General features: G+C 71.3%; 20 protein-coding genes. 8 read left to right on the forward strand and 12 right to left on the reverse strand.

Going from position 1 to position 18,847, the window contains the following annotated elements:
- Positions 1 to 10 precede the first annotated feature (10 nt).
- Positions 11 to 637 carry a YigZ family protein gene (locus tag ACTWQI_RS18655; protein ID WP_443271819.1) on the reverse strand — a complete coding sequence of 209 codons (627 nt, stop codon included), beginning with the start codon at positions 635 to 637 and terminating at the stop codon, positions 11 to 13.
- 122 nt (positions 638 to 759) lie between these two features.
- Here ACTWQI_RS18655 and ACTWQI_RS18660 point away from each other — a divergent pair, with 122 nt between their 5' ends.
- Positions 760 to 1,167 (forward strand): CoA-binding protein, encoded by a 408-nt coding sequence (locus ACTWQI_RS18660; protein WP_443271821.1) that lies wholly within the window; start codon positions 760 to 762, stop codon positions 1,165 to 1,167.
- A gap of 39 nt (positions 1,168 to 1,206) precedes the next feature.
- Here ACTWQI_RS18660 and ACTWQI_RS18665 read toward each other — a convergent pair whose 3' ends face one another.
- Together ACTWQI_RS18665 and ACTWQI_RS18670 are read right to left on the reverse strand one after the other, a co-directional pair.
- The gene (locus tag ACTWQI_RS18665; protein WP_443271823.1) at positions 1,207 to 1,764 is read right to left on the reverse strand and encodes a YbaK/EbsC family protein; all 558 of its coding nucleotides are present in this window, start codon (positions 1,762 to 1,764) and stop codon (positions 1,207 to 1,209) included.
- Between the two features lie 44 nt (positions 1,765 to 1,808).
- Positions 1,809 to 2,381, reverse strand: a complete 573-nt coding sequence (locus tag ACTWQI_RS18670; protein WP_443271825.1) for a helix-turn-helix domain-containing protein — start codon at positions 2,379 to 2,381, stop codon at positions 1,809 to 1,811.
- Between the two features lie 93 nt (positions 2,382 to 2,474).
- Between ACTWQI_RS18670 and ACTWQI_RS18675 the strand changes: the two genes are divergently transcribed.
- Positions 2,475 to 3,341, forward strand: a complete 867-nt coding sequence (locus ACTWQI_RS18675) for an EamA family transporter (RefSeq protein WP_443271827.1) — start codon at positions 2,475 to 2,477, stop codon at positions 3,339 to 3,341.
- Between the two features lie 185 nt (positions 3,342 to 3,526).
- Here ACTWQI_RS18675 and ACTWQI_RS18680 read toward each other — a convergent pair whose 3' ends face one another.
- Positions 3,527 to 4,303, reverse strand: coding sequence for an acyltransferase (locus ACTWQI_RS18680; RefSeq protein WP_443271829.1), 777 nt, complete (start codon positions 4,301 to 4,303; stop codon positions 3,527 to 3,529).
- Positions 4,304 to 4,454: 151 nt separating this feature from the next.
- Between ACTWQI_RS18680 and ACTWQI_RS18685 the strand changes: the two genes are divergently transcribed.
- The gene (locus ACTWQI_RS18685) at positions 4,455 to 4,985 is read left to right on the forward strand and encodes a gamma carbonic anhydrase family protein (protein WP_443271831.1); all 531 of its coding nucleotides are present in this window, start codon (positions 4,455 to 4,457) and stop codon (positions 4,983 to 4,985) included.
- 22 nt (positions 4,986 to 5,007) lie between these two features.
- Here ACTWQI_RS18685 and ACTWQI_RS18690 read toward each other — a convergent pair whose 3' ends face one another.
- Both ACTWQI_RS18690 and ACTWQI_RS18695 read right to left on the reverse strand, forming a co-directional pair.
- On the reverse strand, positions 5,008 to 5,682 hold the full coding sequence (locus tag ACTWQI_RS18690; protein ID WP_443271833.1) for a DedA family protein: 675 nt from the start codon (positions 5,680 to 5,682) through the stop codon (positions 5,008 to 5,010).
- A gap of 127 nt (positions 5,683 to 5,809) precedes the next feature.
- Positions 5,810 to 6,262, reverse strand: a complete 453-nt coding sequence (locus tag ACTWQI_RS18695; protein WP_443271835.1) for a DUF4442 domain-containing protein — start codon at positions 6,260 to 6,262, stop codon at positions 5,810 to 5,812.
- A gap of 152 nt (positions 6,263 to 6,414) precedes the next feature.
- On the opposite strand from ACTWQI_RS18695, the gene ACTWQI_RS18700 reads away from it, so the two are divergent.
- Entirely contained in the window at positions 6,415 to 7,728 is a 1,314-nt protein-coding gene (locus ACTWQI_RS18700; RefSeq protein ID WP_443271836.1) for an MFS transporter, read from the forward strand.
- A gap of 80 nt (positions 7,729 to 7,808) precedes the next feature.
- On the opposite strand, the gene ACTWQI_RS18705 is transcribed toward ACTWQI_RS18700, so the two are convergent.
- From ACTWQI_RS18705 to tuf, 4 genes are all read right to left on the reverse strand, one after another.
- Positions 7,809 to 8,327: a lytic polysaccharide monooxygenase auxiliary activity family 9 protein gene (locus tag ACTWQI_RS18705; protein WP_443271838.1), complete on the reverse strand. Its 519-nt coding sequence runs from the start codon at positions 8,325 to 8,327 to the stop codon at positions 7,809 to 7,811.
- 347 nt (positions 8,328 to 8,674) lie between these two features.
- Positions 8,675 to 9,529 carry a spermidine synthase gene (locus tag ACTWQI_RS18710; protein ID WP_443271840.1) on the reverse strand — a complete coding sequence of 285 codons (855 nt, stop codon included), beginning with the start codon at positions 9,527 to 9,529 and terminating at the stop codon, positions 8,675 to 8,677.
- Positions 9,530 to 9,592: 63 nt separating this feature from the next.
- Positions 9,593 to 10,435, reverse strand: coding sequence for a patatin-like phospholipase family protein (locus ACTWQI_RS18715; protein WP_443271842.1), 843 nt, complete (start codon positions 10,433 to 10,435; stop codon positions 9,593 to 9,595).
- Positions 10,436 to 10,602: 167 nt separating this feature from the next.
- Complete coding sequence (gene tuf, locus ACTWQI_RS18720; RefSeq protein ID WP_443271843.1) at positions 10,603 to 11,775, reverse strand: elongation factor Tu; 1,173 nt, start codon at positions 11,773 to 11,775, stop codon at positions 10,603 to 10,605.
- A 402-nt stretch (positions 11,776 to 12,177) separates the two neighbouring features.
- Between tuf and ACTWQI_RS18725 the strand changes: the two genes are divergently transcribed.
- Positions 12,178 to 12,885: a TVP38/TMEM64 family protein gene (locus tag ACTWQI_RS18725; protein WP_443271845.1), complete on the forward strand. Its 708-nt coding sequence runs from the start codon at positions 12,178 to 12,180 to the stop codon at positions 12,883 to 12,885.
- A gap of 85 nt (positions 12,886 to 12,970) precedes the next feature.
- A complete protein-coding gene (locus tag ACTWQI_RS18730; protein WP_443271846.1) occupies positions 12,971 to 13,843 on the forward strand; it encodes an undecaprenyl-diphosphate phosphatase in 873 nt (290 codons plus the stop codon).
- Between the two features lie 32 nt (positions 13,844 to 13,875).
- On the opposite strand, the gene ACTWQI_RS18735 is transcribed toward ACTWQI_RS18730, so the two are convergent.
- Positions 13,876 to 14,850, reverse strand: a complete 975-nt coding sequence (locus ACTWQI_RS18735; protein ID WP_443271848.1) for a nucleotide-binding protein — start codon at positions 14,848 to 14,850, stop codon at positions 13,876 to 13,878.
- 161 nt (positions 14,851 to 15,011) lie between these two features.
- A complete protein-coding gene (gene rpmF, locus ACTWQI_RS18740; RefSeq protein WP_443271850.1) occupies positions 15,012 to 15,191 on the reverse strand; it encodes a 50S ribosomal protein L32 in 180 nt (59 codons plus the stop codon).
- A gap of 487 nt (positions 15,192 to 15,678) precedes the next feature.
- Here rpmF and ACTWQI_RS18745 point away from each other — a divergent pair, with 487 nt between their 5' ends.
- Both ACTWQI_RS18745 and ACTWQI_RS18750 read left to right on the forward strand, forming a co-directional pair.
- Positions 15,679 to 17,187 (forward strand): amino acid permease, encoded by a 1,509-nt coding sequence (locus ACTWQI_RS18745; RefSeq protein ID WP_443271852.1) that lies wholly within the window; start codon positions 15,679 to 15,681, stop codon positions 17,185 to 17,187.
- A gap of 136 nt (positions 17,188 to 17,323) precedes the next feature.
- Positions 17,324 to 18,745, forward strand: a complete 1,422-nt coding sequence (locus ACTWQI_RS18750; RefSeq protein WP_443271854.1) for an NAD-binding protein — start codon at positions 17,324 to 17,326, stop codon at positions 18,743 to 18,745.
- The last annotated feature ends 102 nt before the right edge of the window (positions 18,746 to 18,847 follow it).

The raw sequence follows: 18,847 nt of genomic DNA on the forward strand, positions 1-18,847 counted from the left end.
GTCGAGCGGTTCAGACGGTGCCGTATGCCTCGCCGCCGAGCTCGAGGACGGCCGTGCCCGCCGTGGCGTCGGCCAGCCAGTCGCGGAAGGCGTCCACCTCCGCCTCGGGCAGTCCGATCTCGAGGGTGACCTCGGCGGCGTACCGCACGTCCCGCACCTGGCGTCCCGTCGCCCGCAGGTCGTTCTCCAGCTTCCCGGCCCGCTGGTGATCGACGGTCACGGTGGCCAGCCGGAACCGCGTCCGGGTGACGGTGCCCAGCGCGTCGAGGGCTTCGCCGACCGCACCGCCGTACGCCCGAATCAGCCCGCCCGCGCCGAGTTTGACGCCGCCGTAGTAGCGGGTGACGACGGCGACCACGTACCGGACCTCGCGGCGCAGCAGCATCTGCAGCATCGGCACGCCCGCCGTGCCACCGGGCTCGCCGTCGTCGCTCGACTTCTGGACACCGCCGTCGGCGCCGATGACGTAGGCGAAGCAGTTGTGGGTGGCGGTGGAGTGCTCCTTGCGGATGCGCTGGACGAAGGCCTGTGCCTCCTCCTCGGTCGCAGCGGGCGCGAGCGCGCAGCGGAAGCGGGACTTGTTGATCTCGAGCTCGTGCACGCCCCCGCGCGCCACCGTCCGGTATTGCTCCTGCATCCCTTCACCCTATGCCTGGCGGACACCGCAGAAGCGAGCCGCCGACCGGGACGAAGGGAATCTCCGGAGGCCGGTTGCTGTTGCCCAGCACAGGTGACCCACCCAGCCGCAGGAGGCAGAGCGTGTACGGCGACCCGGCGACGATCCGCAAGATCCTCACGGAGCTCGGCGACACCTGGGCGGTCGTCGGACTGTCCCCGAACCAGCGGCGAGCGGCGTACGGAGTCGCGGACGTCCTGCAGCGCTACGGCAAGCGGATCGTGCCCGTGCATCCGAAGGCCGAGACCGTGCACGGGGAGCAGGGATACCCCTCGCTCTCGGCGATCCCCTTCGACGTCGATGTCGTGGATGTCTTCGTCAACAGCCGGCTGGCCGGCCCGATCGCCGATGAGGCGGTGGAGATCGGCGCGCAGGCCGTCTGGTTCCAGCTCGGCGTGGTGGACGAGGAGGCGTACGAGCGGACGCGCGCGGCCGGGCTGGACATGGTCATGGACCGGTGCCCGGCGATCGAAATCCCGCGCCTGGACTGAGCCCCGCCACCGCAGCGGACGCCCCCGGTTCGAGCACCGTCAGGAGATACCGAGGCCCTCCAGGACGGTCGCTCCGGGGAGCTCGGCGAGCGCCTTGCCGGGCACGAGCAGCTTCCCGCGCCGCCGACCACTGCCGACGACCACGTACGGCACGTCGACGACGGCCGAGTCGACGAGCAGTGGCCAGTCGGCCGGCAGCCCGAACGGCGTGATGCCGCCGTACTCCATGCCCGACTCCCCCACGGCCAGCTCCATAGGGGCGAACGACGCCTTCCGCACCCCGAGGTGGCGCCGGAGCGTTCCGTTGACGTCCACGCGGGTCGTGGAGAGCACCACGCAGGCCGCCAGGGTGACGCTCTGCCCGCGCTTGCCCACGGCCACGACGCAGTTCGCGGACGCCTCGAGGAGCCCGGGCCCGTAGGTCTCCGCGAAGACGGCGGTATCCGCCTTGTCCGGGTCGGTGTCGACGTAAAGCAGCTGCTCCACGGGCACTGCGCCGCGCCAGGTGCGGACGGCCTCGGCGACCGGCGGGACCAGCTCGTCCAGGCACTCGGCGGCCGGTCGGACGGAGTCGAAGTTTCCGATGGGAGCGCGCACGTACGCCACGCTAACAGGCGGCCCACCCAGCTCAGTCGGATGTCTCAGCGAGCGGGCGGGACCGAGATGACCATGGTCATCTCCACGGGCTCGGCGCCGTCGTTGCGGTAGCTGTGCGGGGCGTTCGCCTCGAACGTGGCCGAGGCCCCGGTCGGCACAGGGTGCTCCGCTCCCTCCACGATCAGGGTCAGCTCCCCCGCTGTCACATGGATGAGTTCGAAGGTGCCCGAGGGATGCGGATCGGAGCTGCTGCCCTCTCCCGGCATGAGCCGCCAGGACCACAGCTCGAGCGGGCCGGGCGCCTGCGTTCCGGCCAGCAGGTACGTCGAACTGCCCGCCTCGGTGGACCACATCCGTACGGCCCGTTCGGCCGGGACGAGCCGGACCTTGGGCGTCTCGTCGAAGTCGAGCAGCCTGGTGATGCTCACCCCGAGGGCGTCGGCGATCTTCACGGTGGTGCCGACGCTCGGGTTCGTCCGAGCCTGCTCGATCTGGATGATCATGCCGCGGCTGACGCCTGCCCGGGCCGCGAGCCCGTCCAGCGTGAAGCCCCGCTCGGTGCGCCAGCGCTTGAGGTTGCGCGCGAGGGACTGAGTCAGGTGATCGAGGTCCGTCACGTTCCGTCCAGTATTTTAAATGGCCTAGTTCAGTGGGGTGCACTATTGTGTGCTGAACCCAAGCGTCCACCCCACTGTACTGCGAGGTTTGTCATGACAGCGGTCTTCGCTCTGGCCACCAGCTTCCTGTGGGGGCTGGCCGACTTCGGCGGCGGGCTGCTCACCCGGCGTATCCCGGCTCTCACGGTCGTCGTGGTCTCGCAGACCCTCGCCGCCGGCGTCCTGGGCGCGATCGTCGTCGCGACCGGCGGCTGGAGCGAAGCCGGCCCGCGGCTGTGGTACGCGGTCGCGGCGGGCGTGGTGGGTCCGGTCGCCATGCTCTGCTTCTACCGGGCGCTGGCACTCGGTCCCATGGGGGTCGTGTCCCCGCTCGGCTCGGTCGGCGTGGCCGTCCCGGTCGGAGTCGGGCTGCTGATCGGCGAGCGCCCCGGACTGCTCCAGGTCGCGGGCATCCTCGTCGCCGTGGCGGGCGTCGTCCTGGCCGGCGGCCCACAGCTGCGCGGCGCGCCCGTGCAGCGGCAGGCGATTCTGCTCACGCTCGTCTCGGCCCTCGGGTTCGGCGCGGTGATGGCGCTCATCGCGGAGGCGTCGTCGACCGTGACCGGGCTGTTCCTCGCCCTCTTCGTCCAGCGGGTCGCCAACGTCGTCATCGGCGGGGCGGCGTTGTCCGTGTCCGCGCGGCGGGGCGTCCCGGCTCTGCCCGAGGAGGGCGGTCGGCGGGTGATCCTGGCCGCCCTTCCGGCGCTCGCCTTCGTGGGTCTGGCCGACGTCGGCGCCAACGGCACGTACGCCCTCGCCGCCCAGCAGGGTCCGGTGACCGTGGCGGCCGTGCTGGCCTCCCTCTACCCGGTGGTCACAGCGCTCGCGGCGCGCGGGCTGCTCAAGGAGCGGCTGCGCGCGGTGCAGGCGGCGGGGGCGGGGCTCGCGCTGTTCGGCACGGTCCTGCTCGCGGCCGGCTGAGCGACGCCGCGGCAGCCCGGAGGCGCGGCGCAGTAGACCCGCGGAGCACGCTCAGTACCTGCGGATGGCGTAGATCGCCAGCGCGATGCCCTGGATGACCACCGCCACGGCCAGCAGGATGCGCAGGGTGCGATGGTTCATGGCCGGTCTGCGCCTCCTCACAACGGCTGCCGGAAGACCCGGCTTCAGCGGTCCGCCGACACGTCCAGTGTCCCCGGGCCGGACGTTTCAGGGTCGAGTTCCGCCAACGCCGCCAGCTGAGGGGGCGTGATCCCGTCGGGGACCGGGACGGGCGGCGGCGTACGCAGCGGCGGCTGCCAGCCCGTCGTCGGGTCCCAGCGGCGGACGATGCGGGCGGGCGCGCCCGCGACCACCGCATGGTCGGGCACCTCACCCCGTACGACCGCGCCCGCCGCGACCACCACATTGCGGCCGAGTCGTGCGCCGGGCAGGACGACGGCGCCCGTGCCGAGCCAGCTGCCGGGACCGATCTCCACGGGTGCGGAGCGCAGCCACTGCCGGCCCACCGGCTGGTCCGGGTCGTCGTAACTGTGGTTGTCGCTGGTGACGTAGACGTACGGGCCGCAGTAGACGTCGTCGCCGAAGACGACGGAGCGGGAGGCCACCACGTGGCTGCCGCGGCCGAGCACGACGCCGTTGCCCAGCCGCAGGACCGGGTCCGGTCCGAGGTCGAGATCCGGCAACATCCCGGCGGTCAGGGTGACCTGCTCGCCGATGATGCAGTGGTCGCCGAGGTGTATCCACGGCTCGCCGAAGAGGGTTCCCTGGGGGAAGGCGAGGCGGGTTCCGGGGCCGATCCGGCCGAAGCGGTGCCGGCCCGGGCGCTCGGCGGTGACCGCACCCGTGTTCTGCATCCAGCGCCAGACGCGGTGGACCACTCGCGTGAGGGCCCGGCGGCGCCAGGCCGCGAGCGATGAGAACGTGTTCCGGTTCTTCGGCACCCGGACACCGTACTCAGCCGCGCCGCGGCCCAGGACCGGGCCGAGCTGTGATCTTCACCCCACCCGGCCGCCCGCCCCGCTCGCCCGTCGCCTACGGTGCCGGTGAGCAGGCGGTCCGGGACGGACCCCGATACGAGAGCGAGCGGGAGAGATGGCGGAGCGAGCGCTGATCGCGGCGGTGGGCGGCAAGGAGCCGAAGGTCGACCCGGAGGCGTTCACCGCGCCGACGTCCGTCGTGGTCGGTGAGGTGTCGCTGGCGGCGGGTGCGAGCGTCTGGTACCAGACGGTGCTGCGCGGCGACGGCGGACCGATCACCGTCGGGCCGGACAGCAACATCCAGGACAACTGCACGGTCCATGCCGACCCCGGCTTCCCGGTCACCGTCGGCGAGCGCGTGTCGGTGGGGCACAATGCCGTGCTGCACGGCTGCACCGTGGAGGATGACGTCCTGGTCGGGATGGGCGCGACCGTCCTCAACGGAGCGCGGATCGGGGCCGGTTCCCTGGTCGCCGCGCAGGCACTCGTGCCGCAGGGCATGCAGGTGCCGCCGAACTCGCTGGTCGCCGGAGTGCCCGCCAAGGTCAAGCGGCAGGTGACCGACGAGGAGTCGGAGGGCATCGCGTTCAACGCCGCCGTCTACGTCGACCTCGCGCGGGAGCACCGGCAGGCGCTGGCGGACTGACCGCCCCTGGGCGGGGGAGCCGTCAGTCGGCGGCCGGGACGCGGTCCCGCTCGGCCGCCGCTTCCGACTCCGCCTCCAGCAGTTCCTGTTCCTCCGCGGCCTGCTTCCCCCGGCGCTTGACCACGAGGAACGAGACGAGGCCGACCAGGGCCGCGAGGATCAGGCCGAGCCAGGAGAAACGCTTCAGCCACGCCTCGGCCACCACGCCGACGTAGTAGACGACGGCCGTCGTGCCACCCGCCCAGACGATTCCGCCGAGCACATTGGCGATCAGGAACTTCCAGTAGGGCATGCGCAGCACGCCCGCGAGCGGTCCGGCGAAGATCCGCAGCAGGGCGACGAAGCGGCCGAAGAAGACCGCCCACATGCCCCACCGCTCGAAGGACCGCTCGGCGGTGGCGATGTGGTGGGGTCCGAAGTGTTTGGGGAACTTGCCCCCGAGCCAGGTCAGCAGCGGCTTGCCGCCCTTGCGGCCGATCGCGTAGCCGATGGAGTCGCCCACGATCGCGCCGGTGGTGGCACATGCGCCAAGGATCACGGGGTCGATATCGCCGTGCTGGGAGGCCAGCAGCGCCGAGCTGACGAGAATGATCTCACCGGGCAGCGGGATCCCCAGGCTCTCGAGTCCGATGACGATCCCGACCAGCAGATAGATGCTGACCGCCGGAACGGTCTCCAGCCACTCCTGGACGTGCAACGCCGGCTCCTCCCGTGTGATGACCCCTGGTGCCCGGCGTGCACGTGCTGCTGCCCGGCGTGCGCGAATGAACGCACGCCGGGCAGCCTACTGGATCCGGGGAACCATCAGCCGACAACCGAAGCAATCAGGCATTGGGACGGAGAGTCCAGATGATGGACATGGCGCCGGTGACCGCCCCGTCCTCGCGGGTGATCTCTATGTGCACGGGGAACTCCGGCCGCTCCCCTGCGTCGAGTTCGGCGACCACCTCGGCGACCGGGCGGCCCAGCCGCGCGGTCGCGGTGACCGGCCCCATGGCGAGCTTCTTGTAGCCGATCTCGGCACGTACGGCCAGCGGGACGGCCCGCGAGAGCTGGTCGCCGAACGCCGCGAGCACGATGGCGCCACTGGCGGACTCGGCCAGGGTGAACATCGCACCCGCGTGCGGGCCGCCGACGTGGTTGTGGAAGTCGGCCTGGTCGGGCAGCCGGACCACGGCGCGCTCCGCGGTGGTCTCGGTGAACTCGAGGTTGAGGGTGCGGGCCATCGGCACGGTGGCCGCCAGCATCTCGCCGATCGAGGGCAGGGTCTCGGACATGCAGCTACGTTACCAGCGAGTAGCAAAACCCGGGAGGGGTGCGGCGGCGATAGAGCGCCCCGACGGTCCGGGCGCGCGGTATTAGGCCGGATGCGCTGCACCGGAGCGAAATCCGGTTGGCAACGGCGGCCGCCCGCCGGGACAGTCCTCGGGTGACGCCACCCACTCCCCCGGCACTCCGCCGCCCCGCGTGGGCCGGCCGCAACTACACGCTGCTGACGGCTGCCGCCGTGGTCACCGGCCTCGGCAGCTCCGGAGCCTTGATCGCGGCGGCGTTCGCCGTCCTCGAGGCGGGCGGCAACGGCACCGACGTGGGACTCGTCGCCGCTTCCCGCACGGTCCCGCTCGTCCTCTTCCTGCTCATCGGCGGCGCAGTCGCGGACCGGCTGCCACGGCAGCGAGTGATGGTGGCCGCGAACACCCTCAACTGCCTGTCGCAGGGCGCCTTCGCCGTCCTGGTGCTCAGCGGCGAGGCGCAGCTGTGGCAGATGGCCCTGCTCTCCGCACTCGGCGGCACGGGGCAGGCGTTCTTCGGGCCGGCCGCGGAGGGCATGCTGCTCTCCAGCGTCTCGGGCGAGCAGGCCGGCCGCGCCTTCGCCTTCTTCCGCATGGGCATGAACGGCGCCAACATCGGGGGCGCCGCACTCGGTGGCGCCCTCGTCGCCTCCGTCGGACCCGGCTGGGTGCTGGCCGCCGACGCGGTGGCCTTCGCGGTCGCGGCCGGGCTGCGCGCCTTCCTGGACGTCGGCGCGGTCCCCGACCGCGAGCCGGGCGGCGGGCTGTTGGCCGACCTGCGCGTGGGCTGGCGCGAGGTCGCCGTACGCCCCTGGCTGTGGGGCATCGTCGCGCAGTTCTCGGTGATCAACGCCGTGGTCGGAGCGGCCGAGGCGGTGTACGGGCCGCTGGTCGCCGAGGAGCATCTCGGTGGCGCCGGACCGTGGGGTATCGCTCTCGCGGCCTTCGGCGCGGGCACGGTGGGAGGCGCGCTGCTGATGACGCGCTGGAAGCCGCGCCGCATACTGCTCGCCGGCACCCTCTGCGTCTTCCCGCTGGCGCTGCCCTCGGCCGCGCTCGCCGTACCGCTCCCGGCATGGGAGGTGACCGCGGCGATGTTCGCCGGAGGCGTCACGATCGAGGTGTTCTCGGTGACCTGGATGATGGCGCTGCATCAGGAGATCCCTGAGGACAAGCTGTCACGGGTCGCCTCGTACGACTGGTTCGGCTCGGTGACGATGGTCCCGGTGGCGGCGGCGCTCGCGGGGCCCGCGGCCGAGGTCTTCGGTCGTACGGCCGCGCTGTGGGGCTGCTCGGTGCTCATCGTCCTGCTCACGGCGGCCGTCCTGACGGTCCCGGACGTCCGCCGCCTGACGCGGCGCGTCCCGGAGCCGAGTGCGGGCGGCGGGCCCGCAGCGGCGAACCCTCCGCCGCCGGTCGTGGACGGCTCGCCGACTCCCGCAGACAGCTGAGATCGTGCGCGGGCCCGATTCATGACTCCGCCACCGGCCCGGGGGCCGGTGGCGGAGTTCTGCGTGGGCCTGGGTGGCTCTCAGCCGCCGATCTGCACATCGACGCACGCGTAGAACGCGTTGGCGGTGTCGGCGATGTTCCAGACCGCGAGCACCTTCTGCTTGCCGGTCAGCCCGCCGAAGTTGACCTGGTGCGTGACGGTCTCGCCCGGCTGTGCGTTGCCGCCGTCGAACTCCCCGATCTTGTTACCGCCGACGAAGTACTCCCAGTTGGTGGTGCGGTGCGGGGCGGTGTTCTTCCAGCTGAAGGCCGCCGTGCTGCCGACGGGTGTGACCTTCCAGCCCTTGCTGTCGTCGTCGAGTTCGGCGAAATTCGAGTGACCGGCGCTGCAGCTCCTCAGCCCCTTGGGCCCTTCGACGCTCTGCGGCTCGTACTTGATGGGACCGCACTCCACGGTGCCTGCCGCGCACTGGGCTTGCCGGCTCGGGGGTTGCGACACGTAGCCGTGTGCACTCGCGTGGTCGGCCGGCAGGGTCACCAGGACGAGCGGAGCGACTCCCGCACCGATCGCGATGGCCAACATCCTGATCTTCTTCATGCCAACTCCTTGCCTGAGGCCGCCGCCTGGGTGGGGGCATCGATACCGCGGTATCGAAGAGGTTTCCTGGCGGCCTCGTTGGGTGTGGGGGGAAGCGAGGACGTGAAGACGGGCATGTCGGCGACAGGCCCGCAGCGACCCGCGCAGGACTGACGCCTGCACTGGTCGACCCGGGTTCACGCATCGCCAATTGGTCTAGACTTAAACACCGTTGACGGAACGCGGTCAAGACTTCCGGACAACCGACCGATGCGGCGGCCGACATCGGGTACCTGCCGACGGCGGTCCACCGGACGCCGTTCCTCACCCCCGCCCCCGCCCAGGCCTCCTTCCGCCTGCGCGACGGATCAGCCGATGCTGAAGGTGCCCGCAGGGGGTTCCGGTGACGGGACCGCGTGCGCGTCGTAGACCGGCGACGCCCCGGCCAACAGCCGCTCCAGCGCCGCACCGTGCTCGACGCGGGCCGGGAAGGGGTCCGCGGCGGTCAGGCGGGTCAGGGGGGCGACGGGAAGCTCGCAGTCCGAGGCGAGGAGCACGACGTTGCCGAAGCGGCGGCCGCGGAGGACGGCGGGTTCGGCGACGAGGCACAGGTCCGTGAAGACCTCGGCGAACGTGGCGAGTTGGGAACGCAGGAAGGTGAACGGTGCCGCGTCGGCGAGGTTGGCCGCGTAGCGGCCGCCGGGACGCAGCACCCGGGCGGCGATCCTGACGTACTCCACGGAGGTGAGGTGGGCGGGCACCCGCGAACCGCCCGAACCGCCGAACACATCGGCGACGAGGACGTCCGCGCTGCCGGCGGTCGCGTTCTCGAGCCACGCCCGGGCGTCCGCACCGTGGACGGTGACATCCGCCTCCGCGGGCAGCGGCAGCACGTCGGCGACGAGTTCGAGCAGTCCCCGGTCGCTCTCGATCACGGTCTGGTGCGACCCCGGCCGCGTGACGGCGACGTAGCGGGGCAGGGCCATCGCTCCACCGCCGAGGTGGAGGGCCTCGATCGGGCGGCCAGGCTCGGCGACGGTGTCGAGCACGTGGGCGAGCCGGAGGGCGTACTCGAGCTCCAGGTGGGTCGGATCGTCCAGGTCCACGTACGACTGGGGCGCGCCGTCCACCGTCAGCAGCCAGGCACGGGCCCGGTCCACGTCGGGCAGCAGTTTCGCGGTCCCGCAGTCAACGGTCCGGGTCACGGGAATCGGCTCGTCCACGCCCCCATTCTCCCCGGCCGCACGGTGCACCGCCCCTCTCTCAGAGGGTCATCTCTCAGCCGGTCATCCGGCCCAGACCCGGGCCACCGCCTCCGCGTGCGCCTGCGCCTGGGCGCGGCCCGCCCGGGCGGCGGCCGCGCGGCGCGCCGGATCCAGCGGATTCCGGCCGAAGGCGGCCCGGGCCGTGCGGTCCGGGGTGACCAGTGCCACGCACGCGCCGTCCGCGGTCAGCCGTTCCGCCTGGGCGCGGACCGTCGGGACGGGGCCGCCACCCGCGGCCATGGGTGCGAGGATCACCACGCACGCGTACCCGGCGGCGAGATCGGCGTTGGCCGAAGAGCGGATGCCGCCGTCGATCCAGCGCCGCCCGTCGATGGTGACCGGCGGCCAGACCCCCGGCACGGCGCAGCTCGCGGTGACGGCGTCGACGATGCCGATCCCGCTGGCGCGTTCGAAGGCCGTGAACTCCCCGGTGACCGCATCCACCGCAGTGATCACCAGCCGCCGGTCGGGCCAGCTGTGGGAGACAAGCCGCTGGGCGATGACGCCCCGCCGCTCGGCCTCGGCGGGTGTGCGCGCCCGGAGGGCCAGCCGGCCCATCCGCGCACAGAACGCCGCGCTGTCGCGGGAGCGGAGCGCCCCGAGGACATACCGGGACAGCACCCCGGGGCCCAGCCGCGCGGCGATCTCCCCTCGCGGATCGACCAGTTGGCGCTCGTAGAGCTCGTCGAGGGTGAGTAGGCCCGAGGTGAGCTGCGCGCCCACCACGGAGCCGGCGGACGTGCCGATCACCGCCTCGGCGGTGCTCAGCTCCACTCCCGCGTCGGCCAGTCCGGCGAGCATGCCGATCTCCCAGCCGATTCCAGTGATTCCGCCGCCACCGAGCACCAGTGCCGTGTCCGCCATCGCGATCGCTCCCCTCCGCGCACCAAGGTGCGGGCAGTCTCGCACCCGCCGCAGGAGACGGACAGCGCGGTGGCGGGCGGCGCATCGGCCGCGCTGCAACGACGGAGGCGGCCTGCTGCCGGGTGTGGCCCCGCCCCATGCGGGGCGGGGCCACACACAGCTGATCTCTAGTCCGCGACGGCGACCACCGTGCCGGCGCCCACCGTGCGGCCTCCCTCGCGGATCGCGAAGCCGAGGCCGGCCTCGAGCGGTACCGCACGGCCCAGTTCGACCGTCACCGTGACCGTGTCACCGGGCCGGGCCACCGCGGTCTCGCCGAGGTCCATGTCGCCGACCACGTCCGCCGTACGGATGTAGAACTGCGGCCGGTAGCCGGTGGCGACGGGGGTCGTGCGGCCGCCCTCGGCGGCCGACAGCACGTACACCTGCGCGGTGAAGCGCCGCCGGGGGCGCACGCTGCCGGGCGCCGCCACGACGTGTCCCCGGCGCACCGCCTCGCGCGGCACACCGCGCAGCAGCAGCGCCACGTTGTCGCCCGCCTCGGCGGACTCCATCGGTTTGCCGAAGGTCTCCAGACCGGTGACGACGGTCTCAAGCTCCGCCCCCGGCACCTCGACCTTGTCGCCGACCCGTACGCTGCCGCGCTCGACGGCCCCGGTCACGACGGTGCCGCGCCCGGTGATGGTGAGCACGTTCTCCACCGGGAGCAGGAACGGCGCGTCGGTGTAGCGCACCGGCAACGGCACATACGTGTCGACCGCGTCGAGGAGTGCGTCGATGGCCGCCGTCCAGTGCGCGTCGCCGTCCAGCGCCCGCAGCCCGGAGACCCGTACGACGGGCAGCCGGTCCCCGTCGTAGCCGTGCGCGGAGAGCAGTTCCCGCACCTCGAGCTCGACGAGGTCGGTCAGCTCGGGGTCGCCCGCGTCGGCCTTGTTGAGGGCGACGACGATGTGCTCGACGCCGACCTGCCGGGCGAGCAGCACATGCTCGGCGGTCTGCGGCATCACGCCCTCGAGCGCCGAGACGACGAGCACGGCTCCGTCGAGTTGGGCCGCGCCGGTGACCATGTTCTTGACGTAGTCGGCGTGGCCCGGCATGTCGACGTGCGCGTAGTGCCGGGTGTCGGTCTCGTACTCGACGTGGGCGATGTTGATGGTGATGCCGCGCGCCGCCTCCTCGGGCGCACGGTCGATCCGGTCGAACGGCACGAACGTCCCCGGTCCGCGCGAGCTGAGCACCTTGGTGATGGCAGCGGTGAGGGTGGTCTTGCCGTGGTCGACATGGCCCATGGTGCCGATGTTGAGGTGCGGCTTGGTCCGCACGTATGCCTGCTTGGGCATGGGTGGGCTCTTCCTCGAAGAGTGAGAAGCGGACAGCGGGACCCCTGGGCCGGGCCGACCCTCCCCCTGCGGGGTCCGCCGGAACGATCCGGGGAGAGTCAGCTTCGGGCGCCGCCGAGGGAAGCGGCGACGGCGCTGGCCGCGGCAGCGGCTGACAGAGGAATGACGGCAGCCTTCGGGGCGTCCGCGACCGCGGACGCGATCGCGGGGAAGGCGTACCGGAACATGGCACTGATGATCTCGGCGGGCAGACCCGCGCGTCCAATGATTTTGTGCCGCGGGCCCGTTGGGGAAGGCGCGGGCGGACGTCCGCGGGCGGGTGACGTGAGAGGTGCTTCGGCAGGCCGGCATGACGGCGGCACGCGGCGGCGATCAGGCGGCGTCGTCGGTTACTCTCCCGGAATGCCCGCCCCTGCCATAGCCCCCGCGCCCGCGGGCCCGACCGCTCGCCGCGCCAGGGTCCTGCTGTCCCCGTGGGCCCGTCTTGCGCTGCTGGTCGTCCTGCTCGTCTCGGCAGCGGCGGCGGTGCTGATCGTGGAGCCGCAGCGGGTCCTCGCGGGCGGCTGGCCTCCGCGGCTCTCGGGTGGCGCGGCCGTGGTCCTGTTCGGCGTGACCTACGGGCTGTGCACCGCCGCGCTCGTACCGCGACCGGTGCTCAATCTGGCGGCGGGAGCGCTGTTCGGCGCACAGTTCGGGCTGCCCGCGGCCGTCGCCGGAACGGTACTGGGTGCGGGCATCGCCTTCGGGCTCGGCCGGCTGCTCGGCCGGGACGCGCTGCGGCCGGTGCTGCGGGCCCGCTGGCTGGCGGCGGCGGACCGGCAGTTGAGCAGGCACGGCTTCCGTTCGATGCTGGTCGTACGGCTCTTCCCCGGGGTGCCGTTCGCCGCGGTCAATTACTGCGCGGCCGTGTCGCGGCTGCGCTGGCCGCCGTTTCTGCTGGCCACAGGCATCGGCTGCATACCGAACACGGCCGCCTACGTCGTCGCGGGCAGCCAGGCCTCGGCACCGGCCTCGCCCCCGTTTCTGATCGCCATGGGTTTCATCGCGCTGACCGGGCTCGCGGCGCTGGTCGTCGCCTGGCGCAAGCGGGCCCGACGGTCCGTCAGGTGACCCCTGTGGTCACCGGCGCTCCCGCGAGGCCATAGCATCTGACGCGAACTCCCCGACGATCACACAAGGACGAGCGCACTCCGTCATGTCTTGGTTCGAATCATTCATCCTCGGACTCGTCCAGGGGTTGACCGAGTTCCTGCCCATCTCCTCCAGCGCGCATCTGCGGCTGACCGCGGCCTTCGCGGACTGGAAGGATCCGGGGGCGGCCTTCACCGCGATCACCCAGATCGGTACGGAAACCGCCGTGCTGATCTACTTCCGCAAGGACATCGCGCGGATCGTCTCCGCCTGGGCGAGGTCACTGTTCGACCGGGAGATGCGCAGCGATCACGACGCCCGGATGGGCTGGCTGGTGATCATCGGCTCGATTCCGATCGGCGTCCTCGGTGTGACGCTCAAGGACCAGATCGAGGGGCCGTTCAGGAATCTGCAGCTGATCGCCACCACGCTGATCGTCATGGGCATCGTGCTGGGCGTCGCGGACCGGCTGGCCGCCCGGGACGAGGACGGCGGCAAGCACCGCGCCGTACGGGACCGGAAAACGCTCGCCGAGCTGAGTGTGCGGGACGGTCTGATCTACGGCGTCTGTCAGGCCATGGCGCTCATTCCCGGTGTGTCCCGCTCGGGCGCGACGATCAGCGGTGGTCTGCTGATGGGCTACACCCGTGAGGCGGCGGCCCGCTATTCGTTCCTGTTGGCGATCCCCGCCGTGCTGGCCTCCGGGGTGTTCGAGCTGCGGGACGCCGGCGAGGGGCACGTCTCCTGGGGGCCGACGGTCTTCGCGACCGTGGTCGCCTTCTTCGTCGGCTACGCGGTCATCGCATGGTTCATGCGCTTCATCACCACCAAGAGCTTCATGCCCTTTGTGATCTACCGGATCCTGCTGGGCATCCTGATCTTCGTGCTCGTCGGTGCCGGGGTGCTGGATCCGAAGGCGGCGGCGGACGCCGGCTGACCGTCGCATACGACATCGACCCGCGGGCGGGGTCAGTGGCGGCTCGGCTGGTCCTGCAGGGCGGTTGGACCGTGGACGAAGTCGGGGTCGACCTGGCCGGCCAAATCCTCGCCCGTGGCCTCGTTCGCCCATGCCGCAGCGTTCTTCAGATGAAAGGCCACGGCCTGGGCCTGAAATGCCGCCCAGTCCTTCGGACGGCTGTCCACCGCGACGCGCAGCCGGTCCAGCGCCGCGCGGTTGACCGCTTCGAGCTGGTCCAGCGCGGCATGGCGTCCCTGCTCCTGGGCTCGCACATACGGTGAGTACTCCAGGCAGATCAGCAGGTCCTCGCCGACTTGCTCACGCAGGAAGGCGACGTCGTCGGGCCCGGTGACCTTGTTGCCGACCACCGCGAGCGCCACGCCGTGCTCGGCGGCGTAATCGCGGTACTGCCGATAGACCGACACGCCCTTACGGGTGGGCTCGGCCACGATGAACGTCAGATCGAACCGGGTGAACAGTCCCGAGGCGAACGAGTCGGCTCCCGCGGTCATGTCGACGACCACATACTCACCGGGCAGGTCGACCAGATGGTTGAGGTACAACTCCACTGCCCCCACCTTGGAGTGGTAGCAGGCCACACCCAGATCCTCCTCGGTGAATGCACCCGCGGCCAGCAGCCGCACACCGGTCACGTCATGCGACAACTCACGGTGGATGACGTCGGCTCCGTTCGGCCGCAGCAGTCGGGACCCGCGCCCGGGCGGCGTCGTCTTGACCATGGCCGCGGCCGAACGGATCAGGGGATTGTTCCCCCGCAGGAACTCCTTGATCTCGGTCAGACGACCGCCCAGGGCCGGCAGTCCCTCCGCTTCCTCATCCGTCAGCCCCAGCGCGACGCCGAGGTGCTGATTGATATCGGCGTCGACCGCCACCACAGTGCAGCCGGAGGCTGCCAGGTGACGAGAGAACAGGGCGGAAAGGGTGGTCTTGCCGCTTCCGCCTTTGCCCACAAATGCAATCTTCACGGCGCACAAACCCCGTATCGAAATGACATTCATTACCGGGAGCTACTGTTGACCAAGGAGTGACACGCAGTCAAGTCGGCTTCCGGCAGGAGCGATTCGACCGTCACCGGCAGCGGCAGGAGAGACGGGACCCGACGCGAGGGAGTGGAAGCTCGGGGTCGCTACGCCGACGTGTCGGGCAGCGGCAGGAGTCCGCGCTCATAGGCGCGGACCAGATGGATCGGCACCAGGTACGCACGGCCGTCGACGACGATCGGCACGAGCTGAGGAGCCCTCGCCTTCCACTGCGCGCGGCGGTGACGGGTGTTGCTGCGGGACATGCGCCGCTTGGGCACAGCCATGGGAAACCTCCTGGGCGTTCGACACTCGAAGGCTACCTGGAAATGAATGTCATGTGCCAACTCCCCCGCGTCGAAGGCCCGGCACCGTCTCATGCGATTGAGCATCTGTCGCAATCACAGCGCCGAGAGTGTGACATCTGTCCATGGTGCCCGGCGTGGATCACTCCTACCTTCTGCGTACATCCGGTTCGCGCCGAGCGATCCCCGGCGCGAATCGGGTGCCAGGTCTCCTGGGATCCGGCCCTGCCTGAGCGCCTTCCGTCGTGGCTCCGGTGCCGTTCCCTCCTGCCGTCGCGGAGGCCATACACCCGGTCGTCGGCCGACAGCGCAGACGCCAACTGCCCGTGAGGTCACGGCGGGATCGCCCACAACGTTGCCCTGCCCGGAATGCCCCCGCACGGGTGAGCAACAGGCCTTGGCCCGACCACTCCAGGGTCGATCCGGTCGCGAGTCGGGACGCTCGCGCCACCTTTCGATTGGAGTACCCATGAGTACCGTAGGCAGAACCGGTCCGCGTACCGGCATGTTCCGCCGCCAACCGATCACAGCCGTCGTCGGGGACGGCGAAAGCTCCGGTGGTCTGAAGCGCACGCTGGGCCTCTGGCAACTCACCGCGATCGGGCTCGGCGCGATCATCGGCGCCGGGATCTTCTCTCTGGCCGGGACGGTCGCCAAGGGGACTGCCGGACCCGCCGTCAGCCTCTCGTTCATCATCGCGGGCATCGCGAGTGCCGCAGCGGCCCTGTCCTATGCCGAGTTCGCGGGACTCATCCCGCGCTCCGGGTCGGCGTACACCTACAGCTACGCCGTACTGGGCGAGGTCGTCGCCTGGCTGATCGGCTGGGACCTGCTGCTGGAGTACACCGCGATCGTCGCCGTGGTGGCCATCGGCATCTCCGGCTACTTCTCCTTCCTCCTCCAGGGAATGGGCGTCGATCTGCCCGTGTGGATGCTCGGTGCGCCGGGCACCGGTGACGGGCACCGTGTCGACCTGTTCGCCGCGTTGCTGTGCCTGCTGATCGCCTGGCTGCTCAACCGCGGCATGAAGACCGGGGCACGGGTGGAGACCGTCCTGGTGTTCGTCAAGATCGCCATCGTCGTCGCAGTCGTCGTGGTGGGCGCGTTCTTCGTGAACTCCGGAAACCTCACCCCCTTCCTGCCGTACGGCTTCGGTGGCGCGGTCACGGGAGCGGCGACGGTCTTCTTCGCCGTCTTCGGCTACGACGCGATGAGTACGGCGGCTGAGGAGTCCAAGGACGCGCAGCGCAACCTGCCGAAGGCGATCGTGCTGTCGCTGGCCATCGCCATGGTGCTGTATCTGCTGGCCTGCGCCGTGCTGACCGGCATGCAGCCCTACGACCAGATCGACTCACAGAGCCCGTTCTCCTCCGCCTTCAAGGCGGTCGGCCTTCCGGTCTTCGCCGACATCATCGCGGTCGGCGCGATCGTCGGCATTCTCACCGTGCTGTTCTCCTTCATGCTGGGCGCCTCCCGGGTCTGGTTCGCGATCAGCCGGGACGGCCTGCTTCCCGGATACTTCGCGAAGGTGCATCCGCGCACCGAGGTCCCGCACCGGCCGACCTGGGTCATCGGTGTCGTGTCGGCGGGGATCGCCGGGCTGATGCCGATCGCGGAGGCCGCGGAACTCACCAACATCGGCATTCTGCTGGCCTTCGTGGTGGTCTCGGTCGCGGTGATCGTCCTGCGCTACCGCTCGCCGCACCTCCCGCGGACCTTCCGCTGTCCCGGCATGCCGTTCGTCCCGATCGTCGGCATCGCCTTCTCTCTGTGGCTGGTCGCCCAACTGCAGCCGGTGACCTGGCTGCGCTTCCTGGTCTGGTTCGCGCTCGGCCTCGCCGTCTACGGCCTCTACGGCTACCGGCACTCCAAGCTCGGGCGCGCCGCGCAGCAGCCGGACGCCGAAGGCCGGCCATCCGGGCCGGCGTCCGCCGTGGGCACCGGTTCTGACGCCGGGCACTACGGAGGCGAGGCGTGACCGACGTCCCCGCCCGTGCCGTCGTAGCTCGTTCCGCCACCCCTGGTGCGCTCAGGTGTGATCGCGGACCGTCGCCGGCGCACTGCGGCGGTCGCCCTGGCCACCCCTGCCTCGGACCGCGATCCCTGCCGCTGCAATGACTGCGACGTCGGCCGGTGTTCCGCTCCCCCGGAGCGGAACACCGGAGCGGTACTTCGTCGTGATCGGCAGCGACGTGGCGCGCCGGGTTTGTGGCTCCCTCCAGGCGGCCGGACACCTGGTGCGCCACTTCACCCACCCCACGGACGAAGAGCTGCGGCAGGCTCTGGACCGGGAGGTGGCAGGCGTCGCCATTCTGCTCGACGACGACGTCGAGTCCCTGCGGTACGCGCTCGCCGTCGAGCACATCTGCCCGGGCGTCACGCTGGTGGTGACGGTGTTCGACCGTACGGTCGCGGAGCAACTCGTCCGCGTGGTCCCGAACTGCCAAGTCACCTCACCGGCCGAGGTCGCCGCACCCGTGCTGCTCGCGGCCTGCCTCCAGCCGGACCTGCTGGCCATCACGCCGACCCGCGCCGGCCACGCCGGCGCCCGCTGGGAGGCGGACACCGTGCGGGTGGAGCCGTACCGGCCACCGCCCGCCCTGCGGTACCGGGCACGGCTCGGCAAGATCCGAGGGCAGTTGCGACCCCACGACGGCAGCTCGCGGATCCTGCTGACCGGCCTCGCCGGGCTGCTCGCGGTGCTGGTGGCCGACTGGATCTGGTCCGTCGTCCTCCGCCACCGCCCGCCCGTCGAGGCACTGTTCGAAGCGGCACGAACCGTGTCCGCGGTCGGCCCCGCCCCAGCCCACGGCTCGGACGGGTATCTGGTGTTCTCCTCCCTCGCGATGCTCGTCACCGTCGTCTTCACCGCCGTCTTCACCGCGGGCACGGTCGATCGGCTGCTGGCCCCGCGCTCGGTCGGCATCGTGGGCCCCCGGGCCCTCCCCCGGGCCGGACACGTGGTCGTCGTCGGGCTCGGACAGGTGGGACTGCGGCTGTGCACCCGGCTGCAGGCCCTGGGCGTCGGCGTGGTCGCTGTCGAACGGAACCCGGCAGCCCCGAACCTGCGCCTGGCCAGAGCACTCGGCGTGCCTGTCGTCGTCGCCGACGCCACCGACAGGTTCGTTCTGCGCGAACTCGGACTCCATCGGGCACAGGCCATGGCTGCCGTCGCCTCGGACGACCTGGACAACATCGCGGTCTCGGTGGCGGCCCTGGCGGTCGCGCCCGAACTGCGCGTGGTCATGCGGGCAGGCGACCACGAGGCCATCGCGGAGACCCGCTCGCTGTTCCGGATCGGACTCGTCAACGACTTGGGCAGCCTGAGCGCGGCATACACCACCGCGAGCCTGAGCGGGCTACGGCCACGCGGTGTGCTGGCCCACGGCAAGCGGCTCCTGGTGGAGCGTGCGGACGGGGTGTTCGTGCCCTGGCCGGACACGCAGCGGTGCGACCACCCACAGGAGCGGGATGCCGACGCGGACGGCACCGTCCGTGCGGAGCTCGGGACCAGCGGGCCGGCTCGCGCACCGTGAGTTTCCCGCACTGCGCGAGCCGGGGGGCGCAGGTCGCGCACGGAGACCGTCCCTCGCGTGCACGAGGCGGTGCCGGGTCTCGGTACGGCGAGCCGGACCACG

It is taken from the genome of Streptomyces sp. KR80, from assembly GCF_052245555.1.
In the GTDB taxonomy this organism is placed as follows: domain Bacteria; phylum Actinomycetota; class Actinomycetes; order Streptomycetales; family Streptomycetaceae; genus Streptomyces.